Here is a 15,232-nt window from a genome sequence, read left to right on the forward strand (position 1 = left end):
CCGTCGCGTGCCCCCGCGCATGTGGCCGTGCGCCCGTCCGTGCGCTCTTCTCCGGCCACCGGGGGAGCGGTTCCATGGCTTCCGCGTGGGTCGGCCCGCTGTACTGGATCCAGTGGGCTGGGGGACACCGCCGCCTTCATCCCCGCGGGTGGCGGACCGGTCCGGGAGGCGATGCCCGCCTCCCGGACTGTGCGTTGCGCGCGCGCCGCCTCGCGCTCCGCAGGCCTGTACGGAGCGTGCTCATATGCGTTGCCGCTCCGCGTAATTGGCCGAAAACCGCCCCCCGTTCCGGACCTCGGATTTCCGCTCCCACCACGTAACTTGAGGGCGCGGGGGGCGGTTTGGGGGCGCGCACTGGGGGCGCATTCGCGCCGCACCCGTCGGGCACCGCCCGGAACAAGATCCCCTCACCCGCCCGGGCCACCGGCCAACTCCCCTGGCACGTGCCACGGACTTCCCCCGGTCCAAGGCGGCGCCGCCGCCCCACCCCGGCGCGTTCTTCATGGCAGCATGGGGATCCGGTTCGTACGGTGCACTGGTTGTCCACAGCGTGTGGAGGCGTCGATGCGGTGGTTGGTGGGGTGGAGCAGCACCGCCGCGGGCACCGCCGGGAGCGGCACCGCGGGCGCCACCGGATACGACGGCGAAACCCTGCGCCCGGTCGGATCACAGCTCCTGTGGGGCGACCCGGACCCGCTGTGGGCCGTCGGCGACTGGCGCCCGGACGAGGTCCGCGTGGTGCACGCCGACCCGCAGCACCGCATCGCCGTCCTCGGCATCTGCGGCGCCACCGACGAGGAACTGCGGCGCGGCCTGGTCACCGCGCGCGGGGGCGCCCTGCGCCATCTGACCGGCTGGCCCGGCAGCTACACGGCCGTCGTCCAGGCCGGCCGCCGCATCACCGTCTGCGGTGACCTCGCCGGCGCCCGGCCCGTGTTCCACACCCCCTGGGCCGGCGGTACGGCCTACGCCACGGCCGCCCTGCCCCTCGCCGACCTCATCGAGGCCAACCTCGACTTCACCCACCTCGCCGCCCTGCTCGCCGCCCCCGACGTACCGGCCGCGCTGCGCGACACCACCCCGTACGAGGGCGTACGGCGCATCCCACCGGGACACGCGCTGGTGCTGCGCGCCGGAGCGCGCGAGATCGCCGGGTACGAGCCGGTCGCCTCCCTCGCCGTGGCCGCGCCCGCGGCCGACCCCGACCGCGCCGTGGACGCCGTACGGGACGCCCTCGTGGAGGCCGTCCGCACCCGGCTCTCCGCACCCCGGCACGTGCCCGACCTCGACCCCGGACCGGTGCCCGGCATGGGACCCGCCGAGCGCCGGGCCGCGCGCGGGATGCCGGTGCCCGGCATCGGCGCCGACCTGTCCGGCGGGCCCGCCTCCGGCACCCTGGCACTGCTGGCCGCCGGGCTGCCCGGCAGACCCGGCACGCTCCTCGGCCACGGCACGGGCGCGGGCGAACGGCTCCTCGCCGTCACCTTCAACGACCTCGCCGTGGCCGGCCGCGAGGCCGAACTCCAGCGCGCCGGCGCCCTCGCCGCCAACCCCCGCCTGCACCACGTCGTGGTCGCAGGCGGCGAGGAGACCCTGCCGTACGCCGGCCTCGACGGCCCCCTGACCGACGAACCCGGCCCCTCCCTGGTGCTGGCCGCCCGGCACCGCGCCCGGCTCGCCGCGGGCAGCGCCGACCACTTCACCGGCCACGGCGCCCGCCAGGTCCTGGACGCCCACCCCGCCCGCCTCGCCGACCTCCTGATGGACCGCCGGCGGCGCAACCTGGTCCGGCCGGTCGCCGCGCTCGCCCGGGCCGACGGCTCGGTGATGGTCCCCGCGCGCGTGTACGGCGCGGCCCGGCGGCTCGCCCGCACCCCCTACCGGGCGGGCCTGGAGGCGCTGGCCGAGCGGCTGATGCGGCGCCGCTTCGACGAGCCCAAGGGCGCCGTCGGCGCGTCGCTCGCCGCGCTGACCTGGGCCGGACCGGGGCCGGCCGCCCGCTGGCTGACGGGTGAGGCGCTGGCTGAAGTATCGGTTCTGCTCCAGGCGGAGGCCGACCGCTCCGGGACCGGCGCACAGCGGCCCGGCGACTACCGCGCGCGTGCGGCGCTCGCCCGGCACGCCGCCGATCTCCGCGTGCTGGAGCAGGCCGCGGAGATCCGCTCCCAGCGACTGCACGCGCCGTTCCTCGACAACCAGGTCGTCCGCGCCTGCCGCGCCCTCCCCGAAGCCCTGCGCGTCCAGCCCGGCGCGCGGACCGCCATCCTCCGTACGGTCCTGGCGGGCTCCGGCGTCACCGACCTCCCGCCCGGCTGGGGCACCCCCTCCCACGGGTCTTCGGCGGCAGCCGCCCGCGCGGGTCTCCGCGTCGCCGCCGACTCCCTCGTGGACCTCTTCTCCAGCCCCCTCCTGGCCGACGCCGGGCTGGTCGAGGCCCGCGTCGTCCGCAAGGCCCTGCGCACCGCCGCGGCCGGCGACCCCCTGCCCCTCGACGGACTCGCCGGCCTCGTCTCCCTCGAACTCTGGCTCCACCGCCTGCTCGCCCGCCGCGGCACGTGCTGGACGGGCACGCCCTCCCGCTCCCGGGCGGTACCCTCCGGGATCCAGCCGAGGCGGGGGGCCCTGACACCGGGGGTGTGAGCGTCCCGGGCCCTGGGTCGGTGTGGCGGTCGTGCGGCTGCGGGTCGCGGGGGCTGGTCGCGCGGTTCCCCGTGCCCCTGGGGAGTCGGTGTCCGCACCGTCGTGGCGGGCGGTCGTTCCGCCGGGGCGGCACTGGTGGGCGCGGCGGTGCCCCGCGAGCGCGGGTGGGTGCCCCGGCCCCCGCCCGGGGACAATGCCGGGGCCCCGTCGCAGGGGCCAGTGGGCCGGCCCCCTCCGGTGGCGGCGACCCGCCCGTCGGGAAAACCCCCGTGCCTCAGCTGCCGCCTCCCCGCGACAATGACCCGGTGCGGTACGGAATCCTGGGCGTGACCCGAGCAACGGACGATCAAGGCACCCCCCTGCCCATCGGCGGCCCACGACTCCGTACGCTCCTCGCCGCCCTCGCCCTGCGTCCCGGCCGCACCACCACTCCCGGCACCCTCATCGGCGAGATCTGGGCGGACGACCCGCCCCAGGACGCCCCCGCCGCCCTCCAGGCGCTCGTCGGCCGCCTCCGCCGTACCCTCGGCAGGGACGCCGTCACCTCCGCGCCCGGCGGCTACCGGCTGGAAGCGGCCGAGGACGACGTGGACCTCCACGTCTTCGAGCGGCTCACCCGCGCCGGCACCGACGCACTCGCCGCCGGCGATCCGGCCACCGCCCACCGCACGCTCACCGAGGCCCTCGCCCTCTGGCACGGCCCGGCTCTCGCGGACCTCCCCGACCGCACCGCCGCCACCCGCCCGGACGCCCTCCGCCTGGACGCGGCCCGCGCCCGCGCCGCCGCCGCGCTCGCCCTCGGGCGCGCCCGGGAGGCCGTACCGGAGCTGAGGGAACTGGCCACGGCGCACCCGTACGACGAATCCCTGCACGCCCTCCTCATCCGCGCCCTGCGGGACGCGGGCCGTCCGGCCGACGCCCTCGCCGCCTACGAATCCGTCCGCCGCACCCTCGCCGCCACCCTGGGCACCGACCCCGGCCCGGAACTGCGCGCCCTCCACACCGCGTTGCTGCGACAGGAGAACCCGGCGGACCGACCGCACCCGGAGGTACCGCACCGCGCCCCGCCTCCCGGGCGCACCGGCAATCTCCGTCCCCGTCTGACGTCCTTCGTCGGCCGGGAACGGGAGCTGGCGGCCATTCGGTCGGATGTGCGCAGGGCCCGCCTGGTCACGCTCACCGGACCGGGCGGCTCCGGTAAGACCCGCCTCGCCGAGGAGGCCGCCACCGCGTTCCCCTCGGCCCGGATGGCCGAGCTGGCCCCGCTCGACCGGCCGGAGGCGGTGCCCGACGCGGTGGTCAGCGCCCTCGGTATACGCGAGACCGTGCTGCTGGGCAACGAACTGGCGACCCCGCAGGCCGACCCCACGGCCCTGCTGGTCGAGTACTGCGCCCCGCGCAGCCAACTCCTGGTCCTCGACAACTGCGAGCACGTCATCGGCGCGGCGGCCACCCTCGCCGAGACCCTCCTCACCCACTGCCCCGGCCTCACGATCCTCGCGACCAGCCGTGAACCCCTGGGCGTCCCCGGCGAGTCGGTGCGCCCGGTCGAGCCGCTGGCCCCGGAGCAGGCGCACCACCTCTTCGCCGAGCGCGCGAAGGCCGTCCGCCCCGACGCCGGCGCCGTGCTCGGCGACACCGCGGCCGTGACGGAGATCTGCCGCCGCCTGGACGGGCTGCCGCTCGCCATCGAGCTGGCCGCGGCCCGGCTCAGGCTGCTGACCCCGCGCCAGATCGCCGACCGGCTGGACGACCGCTTCCGCCTGCTCACCGCCGGCAGCCGCACGGTCCTGCCCCGCCAGCAGACCCTGCGCGCGGTCGTCGACTGGTCCTGGGACCTGCTGGACGAAGGGGAACGGACGGTCCTGCGCGAGGTGTCGGTGTTCGCCGGCGGCTGGGACCTCGCCGCGGCCGAGGCCGTGTGCACCGGCCCGGTGGCGGAGCTGATGGGTGCGCTGGTCGACAAATCCCTGGTGGTGGCGGCCCCGCACGGCCCCGACGGCGCCGCCTCCGGCATGCGCTACCGCATGCTGGAGACCATCCACGAGTACGCCACCGAGCGTGCCGCCGAGGTCCCCGGCCTGCGCGCGGCGGCCGAGCGACGCCACCGTGCGTGGGTGCGGGAGCTGGTGGAGGAGGCGGAGCCGCGACTGCGGTCGGCGGCCCAGCTGCCGTGGATCTCCCGGCTGGAGACCGAGCTCGACAACGTCCGTGCGGCCCTGGACCGCGCGGTGCGCGCGGGCGACGAGGCCGGAGCGGGTGCCGTCGTCCTGGCCATCGGCTGGTTCTGGTGGCTGCGCAACCACCGCCAGGAGGCCGTGGCGTGGGTACGGCTGGTCCTCCGCCTGGGCGTCGCCCTGGACGCCGTGTCCGCGGGCGCGCCGAAGGGCGACCTGATGGCGCTCACCGAGTCGGCCGATCCGGTGGGCGCCTTCCTCGCCGCCCCGGACGGCGAGGCCGGGCATCCGCTGCACGAGCTGCGGACGGACCTGCGCATGCTCGACCTGTTCCTGACCTCCGACTCGGGGACGGAAAGCCTCACCGCCGACGACCGGGCCCCGCAGTACATCGCGCGCGTGCGCGCCGCCTACGAACCGGGCGGCCCGCGCGCGGCCCGGCTCCCGGGCCTGGTCTGGCCGCTGACCGCCCACTACCTGGGCGGCCCGGCCGACGTCCGCCCGGACCTGACCCAGGCCGTCGCCAACTGCCGCCGCCACGGCGGTCCCTGGGAGGTCGGGGTCGCCCTGATGTTCCGCACCCACGTGACCGTCGACTCGCCGGGCAACCTCGAGGGCGTCGACGAGGACCTGGCCGAGCTGCGGCAGCTCAGCCGGCGCGTCGGTGACCGCTGGATGCGGGCCCAGGTGTGCGGCGCGGCCGGCGAGACGGCCATGGCCCGCGGCCGGTTCGACGAGGCACGCGCCGAGTACGAGGAGGCCCTGCGGCTCGCCTACGAGGTCGGCGCGTACGCGGAGTCCCCGTTCCTGCTGGCCCGCCTCGCCGAGATCTCCTACCGCTCCGGCGACCGGAAGGCCGCGCTCGCCGCCCTGGACGAGGCGGAAACGGCCGCCGACCGGTACACGGTGCCGGAGTCACGCGCCTTCGTCCTGCTGCTGCGCGCCCACCTCGCCCTGCAGGACGGCTGTACCGGCCGCGCCCGCGAGCTGTACGAGGCGGTGTGCGCGGCCGTGCGGGGCAGTACCCCGCCCCCGCAGTTCGTGGCGGCCCAGCGCACGGTCGAGGTGCTGGTCACGGCCGACGAGTCGGGTCCGGAGCATGCCCTGCCGGTCGTGGTGGCAGCCCTGCGCGAGGCCGCGGAGCAGGGGTGCGGCGAGTCGATCACGGCCGGGCTGGTGGACGTCGCCGCCGGCCTGCTGGCCCGGCACGGCGATCTGCCGGGAGCCATTCGGCTGTTCGCCGCCGCGGACCACTGGCGGGACGGCCGCCGGCGGCCCGAGCCGGAGCGCGGCGACGCCGCCCGGGTGCGCGCCGGCGCCCGCGCCGCCCTTCCGGCCGACCGTTACGCGGCCGAGAGCGCCCGGGGCGCGTCCCTCGGTGTCGCGGACGTCCTGCGCGAGCTGGGCGCCCCGGCGGCCGTCGAGTGACGCGGGGGCACGCCCGGGCCCACACGGTCTAACGGCAGGTGAACCGGGACTCCGCCCAGTCCGCGAGCGCCGCCCGGTCGAAGGCGGTGCGATACGGCTCCACCACGAGCCGTACGGTCCGGCGGCCTGTGAGGTCCACATGGACGGGGACGGCCCGGTCGCGGCCCTCGACCGTGGCGGATCGCCAGAGCCGGGCCCCGTCGGCGTAGACGGAGAACGAGACCCTGCCGAGGCCGAGGGTGAGGTCGTCGACGCCGGCCAGCGCGTCGTAGGCGGTGCACCGGCGGTTGAGGGTGACGGTGACGGAGGACCGGCCGGACACGGTCACCCCGTGCGCGTACCGGCTGCCGCCGGCCGACATGCCGTACCGCTGCCACACCCAGCTGCTGCCGCCCAGGGCGATCTCCGGCCGGGTGCCGTCGCCGTCGAGGTCGTAGCGCAGCTCGCTCAGCCGGTAGACGGCGGGCGCCGGCGGTGGTGCGGGAGCCGGGCCGGGCGTGCGGGGCGGGGTGGGCGCCGGGCTCGGTGAGCGGGTGGGCGTCGGTGCGGGCCGGGGATCCGGGGCCGGTGACGGGGGCGGTGGCGCCGTCGGCTCCGGGGCGACGGCCACGGTCGCGGGCGCCGGCTTCCGCTTCACCGGATGAGCCGCCTGGGCCAGTTGTGCCGGCCGCGCTGGACGTGCCGACCGTGCCGGCCCCGCCGGCCGGGCCGGCGCCGCGGGCGCCGGGGTCTTCGACCGCACGATCGGCGCGGCCGGCCGCGGCCGTGCGGCCTCCTTCGCCGGATGGCCGTCGTTCACCAGAGCCAGCGCCACCGCCGCGGCGGTCACCGCGACGACACCGGCCGCGATGCCCGCCTTCACCGGCGCCCCGAGCCCCTCCGAGGCCGCGGCCCCGCCGCCCGCCCCGCCGGACGACCCGGTTGCCGCGGCGGCGCCACCGGCGGCCCCGGCCCCGGCGCTGCCGGCCACGATCCCGAGGGCCTTGGCGTACCCGGCGGCCCCGAACCAGCCGATGACCGCGACCGGTACGACACCCGGGATACCGCCGGCCACCTCCTCGATCTGCGCCGCCGCCAGCCGGCACCTGGCGCACTCGGCCAGGTGCTTGCGCAGACCGCGCTCGGCGCGGACACGCAGCTTGCGGCGGGCGTACGTGCCGAGCTGGTCGGCGTAGCGGGCGCACTGCTCGTCCTGGGCGAGGGCGTCGCTGACATGGGCCTGGAGATAGGCCTGCTTCAGCCCTTCCCGGGCGCGGCTGGCAAGCACCCGGGTGCCGTTGGCGTCCAGGCCGAACAGCACGGCGACCTCGCCGGGGGACTCGTCCTCCACCTCGGTGTGCCACAGCACGGCCTGCCAGCGTTCGGGCAGCGAACGGAAGGCCCGCATGGCCATGGACTGCTCGGCCTCGTGCAGGGCGCGCACATCGGCGCCGAGCGCGACGGTGCCGTCGCCGGGTACCTCCGTGGCCCCTGCGGCCTGCCGGGCGAAGACGGCGAAGTCGTCGACGAGCTGCTCGCGCCGGGCCGACCGGGTCCAGTGCGCGGCGACGCGCCGCACGGACGTCAGCAGATAAGCACGTACGGCGTGTTCCGGACCCGAACCGCCCCGCACCGCTTGCAGCATCCCCGCGAACACCTCGGCGGTGAGGTCCTCGGCGGTGTACGCGTCCCGGCAGCAGCCGCGCGCGTACCGCCGTACCGCGCCGGCGTGCCGCCGGTACAGCTCCGCGTATGCCGAGTCGTCCCCGGCGCGCATCCGTTCGATCAGCTCGCCGTCGGCGGGGGGTGTGCGCCGGGGCGGCGGCAGGACGCTCCCCCCGCGCCGGGCCGGCACACTCTCATCCCCCTGGCCGCCGACGGCAGCGGGGCGGCCGCCCTGGTTCGGTACGTGAGGTGAGGTCAGACCGCGCGCTTCCTGGTCCCCGTCGCCACCGCGTGACTCGCCCCACCCGTCAACGCCCACCACGGACAGCCCCCGACACCGGCCCAGCCCAACCCGTCACCGGCTCAGAGTGCCACAGCGCGCCGGTCCGGAGACCCCGTCACAGAGCCCATCCACTCATCCGGGGGGACTTCCTCCCGTCCCACTCGAACACCCCCGCGGCACCCACGGCGACGGCGGCCCCGCGCAAGACACCCGCACCCGTACGACCGTGACAGCCGTACGGGTGCGGAGGGCAGACGGCATCCCGCGGACGGCAGGACCGAATGAGCGGCCCGACGTCACGCCGGCCGGGACCGCAGCCCCTCCAGCAGGATGTCCAGCAGCCGCGCGGACGCCGCCGCCTGCTGTGCCGCGTCCGGCAGTGACGGCGCCGCCGTGGCGATCACCAGCAGCACGTCGCCCACGGAGACGTCCCTCCGCAGCTCACCCGCCGCCCGCGCCCGCTCCACCAGCTGCCCGACCACTTCGAGCAGCGCCCCGGCCCCGGTGTCGTCGGCCGTCAGCGAGATCTCGTCCGCCACCAGCCGCAGCTCACCACCGCCGGACTGCACCCGCTGCTGAGGCACCCGGGGCTCCTCGGCCAAGGCGACCGGGGCGACCGCGGGGATCGAAGCGACCCCGCCGGCCGGCGGGGCGATCCCCACCGGGCCGGCCGGCCCACCCGACGCCTCCGGCCCGGCCGGACCGCCGGAGCCGACTCGCAGGACCTGCGGCGGGAGCAGCCGCCCGGCCCCCGACGCCACGGAGGTGCGCAGGAACCGCGACAGAGCCGACCACGGTTCGTCCTCCTGTCCGAGCGCGGTCCGCGCCTGCTCGGTCAGCCGTGCCGTCTCCTCCTGAGCGATCCGCCGGACCAGCACGTCCTTGCTCGGGAAGCGCCGGTACACCGTGCCGACCCCGACCCGCGCGCGCCGCGCCACGTCCTCCATCGGCGCGCCGTAGCCCAGCTCGCCGAACACCTCGCGCGCCGCGCGCAGCACGTGCTCCAGATTGCGCTGTGCGTCCACCCGCAGCGGTGCCGTACGCGCCCCGTCCGCGCGCCCGTTGCCCCTCGCCGCGGTCATCGCCTGGCCACCGGGCGTGACGGTGGCCGTAGATGCCCAATGAGTGTCCTGAACATGCATGTGTTTCCCCCGGTAATGACGTCTCCCCCCGGAGACTCCCCGCCACTGAATGCGAAGTGCGCGGATATGGCATCGGTCCCGACCGGACCCGCCCGTCGCGGACCCGTTCGACCACAGTCCCTACACCCCGTCGACACACGAACATAGTTGAGAGACAGTCAATTCAGAAGGGGCAGGTTCCGCACGGAGCGCCCCCCGATCGGAGTACGGGACACGTACGCCCCGATTGCGCCCCTTCGTGCACTGTCGCCCGCCCCCGCTGACCTGCCCCGATTCGTCCTGCACGGACACCGCGGCCGACCTCGCGCACATCACGCCGCCGGTCACACAAATTGCCGGGGCTGTGGACAAACGACAGCGCCGGGTGCGTCATGGGACGGTGAAGGAACGTGCGCGCATTCTGGTTGTCGGCGGCGGCTACGTCGGGATGTACACGGCCCTGCGCCTCCAGCGGAAGCTGAAGGGCGAGCTGCGGAGGGGCGAGGTCGACATCACGGTCGTCACTCCCGACCCGTACATGACGTACCAGCCGTTCCTTCCGGAGGCCGCCGCGGGCTCGATCTCCCCGCGGCATGTCGTCGTCCCGCTGCGCCGCGTCCTGGACCGCTGTCACGTGATCGTCGGCGAGGTGGCGTCCGTCGACCACCCGACCCGGACCGCCACCGTCACCACGCTCGCCACCGCGGAGGCGGGCGGACCCGCGGAACTCCTCCGCTACGACGAACTCGTGCTCGCCCCCGGCTCGGTCTCCCGCACTGCGCCCATCCCCGGCCTCGCGGAGTACGGCATCGGGTTCAAGACCGTCGAGGAGGCCATCGGCCTGCGCAACCACGTCATCGAACAGATGGACATTGCCTCCTCCACCCGCGATCCCGCCATCCGCGACGCCGCCCTGACCTTCGTGTTCGTCGGCGGCGGCTACGCGGGCGTGGAGGCGCTCGGCGAGCTGGAGGACATGGCCCGCTACGCCGCGCGCTACTACCACAACATCCGCCCCGAGGACATGAGGTGGATCCTCGTGGAGGCCACCGGCCGCATCCTCCCCGAGGTCGGCGCGGAGATGGGCCGCTACACCGTCACCCAGCTGCGCCGCCGCAACATCCAGGTGCTGCTCGACACCCGCCTGGAGTCCTGCGCCGGCCGCGTCGCCGTGCTCAGCGACGGCCAGCGCTTCCCGACCCGTACGGTCGTGTGGACCGCCGGCGTCCGACCGCACCCGCTGCTCGCCGCCACCGGCCTCCCGCGCACCGACCGCGGCCGGCTCAGGTGCACGGCCCGGCTGACGGTCGACGGCACGGAACACGCCTGGGCCGCGGGCGACGCCGCCGCCGTGCCCGACGTCACGGCCGCCGTACCCGGCACCGAGACGGCCCCCAACGCCCAGCACGCGGTCCGCCAGGCCCGCACCCTCGGCGACAACATCGTGCACTCCCTGCGCGGCGAGCCCCTGGAGACGTACGCGCACAAGTACGTCGGCTCGGTCGCCTCCCTCGGTCTGCACAAGGGTGTCGCCCAGGTCTACGGACGCCGGCTGAAGGGCTACCCTGCCTGGTTCATGCACCGGGTGTACCACCTCAGCCGGGTGCCCACCTTCAACCGCAAGGCCCGGGTGCTCGCGGAATGGACCCTCGCCGGACTCTTCAAACGCGAGATCGTCTCGCTCGGCTCGGTCGAACATCCCCGAGCGGAGTTCGAACTGGCGGCCGGTGGAAAGCTCCCCCACGACCCCCCCGACGACCCGAAGGGGTCGTCCTGACCCGACCCGGGAACTCCACGGCGCGGCCCGGCGTCTGACGGTTGTCACTCGCCGCGGCCCGCTCCCTGCCAGACTGCCCCACGACGTCGGACGGGCCACCAGCCCGCCCCAGCACCCACGAGGCCTTCCCGAAGTGAACTTCACGCGCTGGAGCGCCCGGCTCCCCGGAACGCAGCGCCGCGCCGCCGCGCGGACCCGGACGGCGGTCCCCCCGGACCGGCGGGGAAACGGCTCCGTGCCCGCGGCCCGCGCCGAACGGTCCGCCGACGGCACCTCCCAGGTGCCCGCGGTCGACGAACTGCCCGCGCGTGAGGTGCTCGACCGCGTCCCGGCCCTCGTCGCCCTCGTCCACGGCCCGGAGCACCGCGTCGCCTACGTCAACGACGCCTACACGGCCGCCTTCGGCACCCGGCCCACCTGCGCCCCCGCCCGCGAGGCCCTGCCCGAACTCGCCGAACTGGGGCTGCTCCCGCTGCTCGACCAGGTGCTGCGCAGCGGCAGACCCCGCACCCTGAAGTCCCGCAAGGCCGTCGACGGCCGCTCGTACACCTTCACCTGCACCCCCGTCGCCGAGGACGGCGCCCGCGGCGCGGGCGTACTGGTCTTCGCCACGGACGTCACCGACCACGCCGAGGCCGCCGAACGCCTGCGTGCCAGCGAGCGCCGCCAGCGGGAGACCGCCGTCACCCTCCAGCGCTCCCTGCTCCCGCAGGAACTGGACCAGCCCGACGACCTGCGCATCGCCGCCACCTACCAGCCCGGCGGCACCGAGGCGGCGGTCGGCGGCGACTGGTACGACGTGATCACCCTCGGCGGCGGCCGTACCGCCCTGGTCATCGGCGACGTCATGGGCCGCGGGGTGCGCGCGGCCGCCGTCATGGGACAGCTCCGCACGGCTGTTCGCGCCTACGCCCGCCTGGACCTGCCCCCGCACGAGGTGCTCCAGCTCCTGGACGGCCTCGCGACCGAGATCGACCCCCACCAGATCGCCACGTGCTGCTACGCCGTCCACGACCCCAACGAGGGCCGCCTGGTCTACGCCTCCGCCGGCCACCTGCCGATCCTGGTCCGCGACGAGAGCGGCACCGTCTCCCGCACCGACGAACCCACCGGACCGCCCCTCGGCACCGGCGGCTGGATGCACTCCTCCGGCTCCATCGCCCTCGGTCCCGGCGCCACGGCCGTCCTGTACACGGACGGCCTGGTCGAGCGCCGGGACGCCGACCTGGACGAGGGCATCGCCTCGCTCGCCGGTGCCCTCGCCGGGGCCACCGGCACCCCGCAGGTCGTCTGCGACCGCCTGGTCCGCTCGGCCGGGGTCACCGCGGACCACGACGACGACGTGGCCGTCCTCGTCCTCCAGCACCCCGCCCGTACGGGCCCCGACGGCGACCTCTTCCGCAACGCGGCCCTGGAGCTCCTCGGCGGTGTCGAGGCGGCCCCCCGCGCGCGTGCCTTCGCCTCGGGCGTCCTCACCAGCTGGCGCTTCCCCACCGAGCTGCACGACCTCGGTGTCCTCGCCGCCAGCGAACTGGTCGCCAACAGCCTCCAGCACGGCACCCCGCCCATGCGGCTCAGACTCCGCCGCACCGATCGCCGCCTCATCGTGGAGGTCACCGACGGCGACGACCACCTGCCCCTGCGCCGCCGCGCCGAACCCGGCGACGAGTCCGGCCGGGGCATCGCGATCGTGGCGACGATCGCCACCAGCTGGGGCTCCCGCCGCACGCCGGGCGGCGGCAAAGCGGTGTGGTGCGAGTTCCTGCTGCCCAAACACTGAGACTCCGCCGGGCACCGGTCCCGCCCGGCGTCGCCTGCCACCGCGGGGGCCGGCGACGGGCACGGGCCTCACGCCTCCGCGGCCACCGGCTCCGCGGGCGTCCCGCCGCGGGTGACCACCCGGCTGGTCCGCGCCAGCCACGGCTGGTCCTGTACGGCGGTGAGCTGCCGCCCCAGCCGCAGCGCCAGATAGGTGATCCCCAGCGAGAAGAGCAGGAAGGTCACGACGTACGGCCCGGGCAGCGAGGCGCCCAGGGGGCCGCCCACCGCCGGGCCGACCGCCAACGCCAGCTGCTTGACCAGCGCGAACGCCGAGTTGTACTGCCCGGCCATGCCCTCCGGCGCCAGATCGGCGACCAGCGGAGCGACCGTCGGCGACAGCATCGCCTCGCCCAGACCGAACAGCGCGTACGTCGACACGAACGCGGCCGTGGCCATCTCCTGGCTGCCGTGGCCCAGCCCCGCGTACCCGGCGGCCAGCCAGGCGACGGCCCAGATCAGCCCGACCCCGGCGATCACCCGGGACCGGCGCCGCCGCTCCACGAACTTCAGCACGGCGAACTGGGCCACCACGATCATCAGGGTGTTCGCGGCCAGCGCCGTCCCCAGAGCGGAGGTGGATATCCCGGCGGCCTCGACGCCGTACGCGCTCAGCCCCGACTCGAACTGTCCGTAGCAGGCGAAGAACAGCACGAAGCCCAGCACGCACAGCCGCACCATCGTCCGGTTCCCGAGCAGCTGCTTCCAGCTGCCCTTCGCCGACCGCGCGGGCGCGTCCTCGATCCGCGGCGAATGCGGCATCCGCACGGTCGCCACCACGCCGACCAGCAGCAGGAACATGGCCGCCTCGATCGCGAACAGCAGCGTGAACGAGGACACGCGGGTGGTGTCGACGAGGTGGCCGCCGATGAGACCGCCGACGCCGAGCCCCAGGTTCTGGAGGAAGAACTGCGTCGCGAACGCCCGAGAGCGGGTGTCGGCCGTCGAGCAGTCCACGATCATCGTCGCCAGGGCCGGCTGCATCACGGCCTGTCCGGCGCCCAGCGCCGCCGCGGCAGGCAGCACGGTGGCCGCACTGCCCGCGAGACCGAGGCTCAGCGCGCCCAGGGCGGCGGTCACCAGCGCGGCGACCAGGACCGGCAGCGGGCCGCGCCGCACGATCGCCCGGCCGGCGAACGGCAGCACGATCAGCGCGGCCACGGCGAAGACGGCGAGCACCAGTCCCGCTGTCATGGCTCCCAGTCCCCGCACCTGCGCCACATAGACGTACAGGTAGGGGACGGTGAAGCCGAGCCCGAACGCGCTGAGTGCGTTGCCCACGTGGATCCGGCGCATCGCTGCGCCCATCGCCCTGGTCACGTTCACCTCTTCCACTAGTTAGACCTGAAGACTTCGAAGCTAAAGAGTACACATCGAAGGACTTCGAGGCAAAGCAGGTGCGTGCGATACTGCGCTCATGGCCGACACTCCCGGCGTCGCCGAGCCGACACTCGAAGAACAGATCGCCGCCTACCAGCGCGAGTTCCAGGACCTCGATCCCCAGGTCGAGAAGATCGTGTCGGCGCTCTCCCGGCTGAACCGCCGCATGAACGTCGCGTACGGCCGCCAGACCGCCGCCCTCGGCATCAGCAACGCCGAGTGGGAGGTCCTCAAGGCGCTCGTCCTCTCCGGCGCCCCGTACCGCATGGGGCCCGGCGAACTGGCCAAGGGGCTCGGCCTCACGCCGGCCGCGATGACCCACCGGATCGACCGCATGGTCGCCGAGGGCCTGGTCACCCGGGAGCGCGACGAGTCCAACCGCGTCCGGGTCATCGTCGAGCTGACGCCCGACGGCCGCGAGAAGTGGCTGGAGGCGATGCGCATGGCGACCGTGTTCGAGGAGGACCTGCTCCAGGACCTCACCCCCGTGGAGCGCGCGGTGCTCGGCGAGGTCCTGACCCGCCTCCTGCGCAGGGTGGAACACGCCCAGCCGGACGCCGGCGGCCGGCTCAGCGACCTCGACTGAGTCGGCACCGAAGCGGGCGTAAAAGATCTTGACAGCGGGGTGTTGACACGCCCTTGTCCGATCCGTAGAGTTCTTCGGGTTGCCGCAGAGCCGTAACGGTTCTGCGACGGCACCTCAGCCGCCCAGAGCGGCACCCTCAAACACCAGCACGATCCCCTGACCGGATTGATTTCGGCATGCTCGAATTCAATTCGAATAGGAACCCGGCGGTCCGATTGGGAATCGCCGGACGGATCCGCTAAGGTTTGAGACGTCGGAACGGCCCAACGGCCGGGAGGACAAGCCCGCTGACTGGGAGTCAGACACCGAAAGGGTCTGATAGAGTCGGAACCGCCGGAAAGGGAAACGCGGAAGCGGGAACCTGGAAAGCACCGAGGA

The 15,232-nt window shown here is 75.2% G+C and carries 8 protein-coding genes; 5 read left to right on the plus strand and 3 right to left on the minus strand.

Features of this window, described 5'->3' with window-relative positions:
• The first annotated feature begins 564 nt into the window (after positions 1-564).
• Positions 565-2,640, plus strand: coding sequence for an asparagine synthase-related protein (locus tag ACGFT1_RS11335; protein WP_373908732.1), 2,076 nt, complete (start codon positions 565-567; stop codon positions 2,638-2,640).
• A 326-nt stretch (positions 2,641-2,966) separates the two neighbouring features.
• Complete coding sequence (locus tag ACGFT1_RS11340) at positions 2,967-6,245, plus strand: BTAD domain-containing putative transcriptional regulator (protein WP_373908733.1); 3,279 nt, start codon at positions 2,967-2,969, stop codon at positions 6,243-6,245.
• A gap of 28 nt (positions 6,246-6,273) precedes the next feature.
• Here ACGFT1_RS11340 and ACGFT1_RS11345 read toward each other — a convergent pair whose 3' ends face one another.
• Positions 6,274-8,208, minus strand: a complete 1,935-nt coding sequence (locus ACGFT1_RS11345; protein WP_373908769.1) for a sigma-70 family RNA polymerase sigma factor — start codon at positions 8,206-8,208, stop codon at positions 6,274-6,276.
• 260 nt (positions 8,209-8,468) lie between these two features.
• Complete coding sequence (locus ACGFT1_RS11350) at positions 8,469-9,314, minus strand: TetR/AcrR family transcriptional regulator (protein ID WP_373908734.1); 846 nt, start codon at positions 9,312-9,314, stop codon at positions 8,469-8,471.
• Positions 9,315-9,693: 379 nt separating this feature from the next.
• Between ACGFT1_RS11350 and ACGFT1_RS11355 the strand changes: the two genes are divergently transcribed.
• Together ACGFT1_RS11355 and ACGFT1_RS11360 are read left to right on the plus strand one after the other, a co-directional pair.
• Complete coding sequence (locus ACGFT1_RS11355) at positions 9,694-11,070, plus strand: NAD(P)/FAD-dependent oxidoreductase (protein ID WP_373908735.1); 1,377 nt, start codon at positions 9,694-9,696, stop codon at positions 11,068-11,070.
• Positions 11,071-11,203: 133 nt separating this feature from the next.
• On the plus strand, positions 11,204-12,850 hold the full coding sequence (locus ACGFT1_RS11360) for a SpoIIE family protein phosphatase (protein WP_373908736.1): 1,647 nt from the start codon (positions 11,204-11,206) through the stop codon (positions 12,848-12,850).
• Between the two features lie 68 nt (positions 12,851-12,918).
• Here the strand turns inward: ACGFT1_RS11360 and ACGFT1_RS11365 are convergent, their stop codons facing one another.
• Complete coding sequence (locus ACGFT1_RS11365; protein WP_373908737.1) at positions 12,919-14,208, minus strand: MFS transporter; 1,290 nt, start codon at positions 14,206-14,208, stop codon at positions 12,919-12,921.
• A gap of 97 nt (positions 14,209-14,305) precedes the next feature.
• Here ACGFT1_RS11365 and ACGFT1_RS11370 point away from each other — a divergent pair, with 97 nt between their 5' ends.
• Positions 14,306-14,854: a MarR family winged helix-turn-helix transcriptional regulator gene (locus ACGFT1_RS11370; protein ID WP_373908738.1), complete on the plus strand. Its 549-nt coding sequence runs from the start codon at positions 14,306-14,308 to the stop codon at positions 14,852-14,854.
• The last annotated feature ends 378 nt before the right edge of the window (positions 14,855-15,232 follow it).

The organism is Streptomyces sp. Y20 (genome assembly GCF_043195475.1).
Lineage (GTDB): Bacteria > Actinomycetota > Actinomycetes > Streptomycetales > Streptomycetaceae > Streptomyces.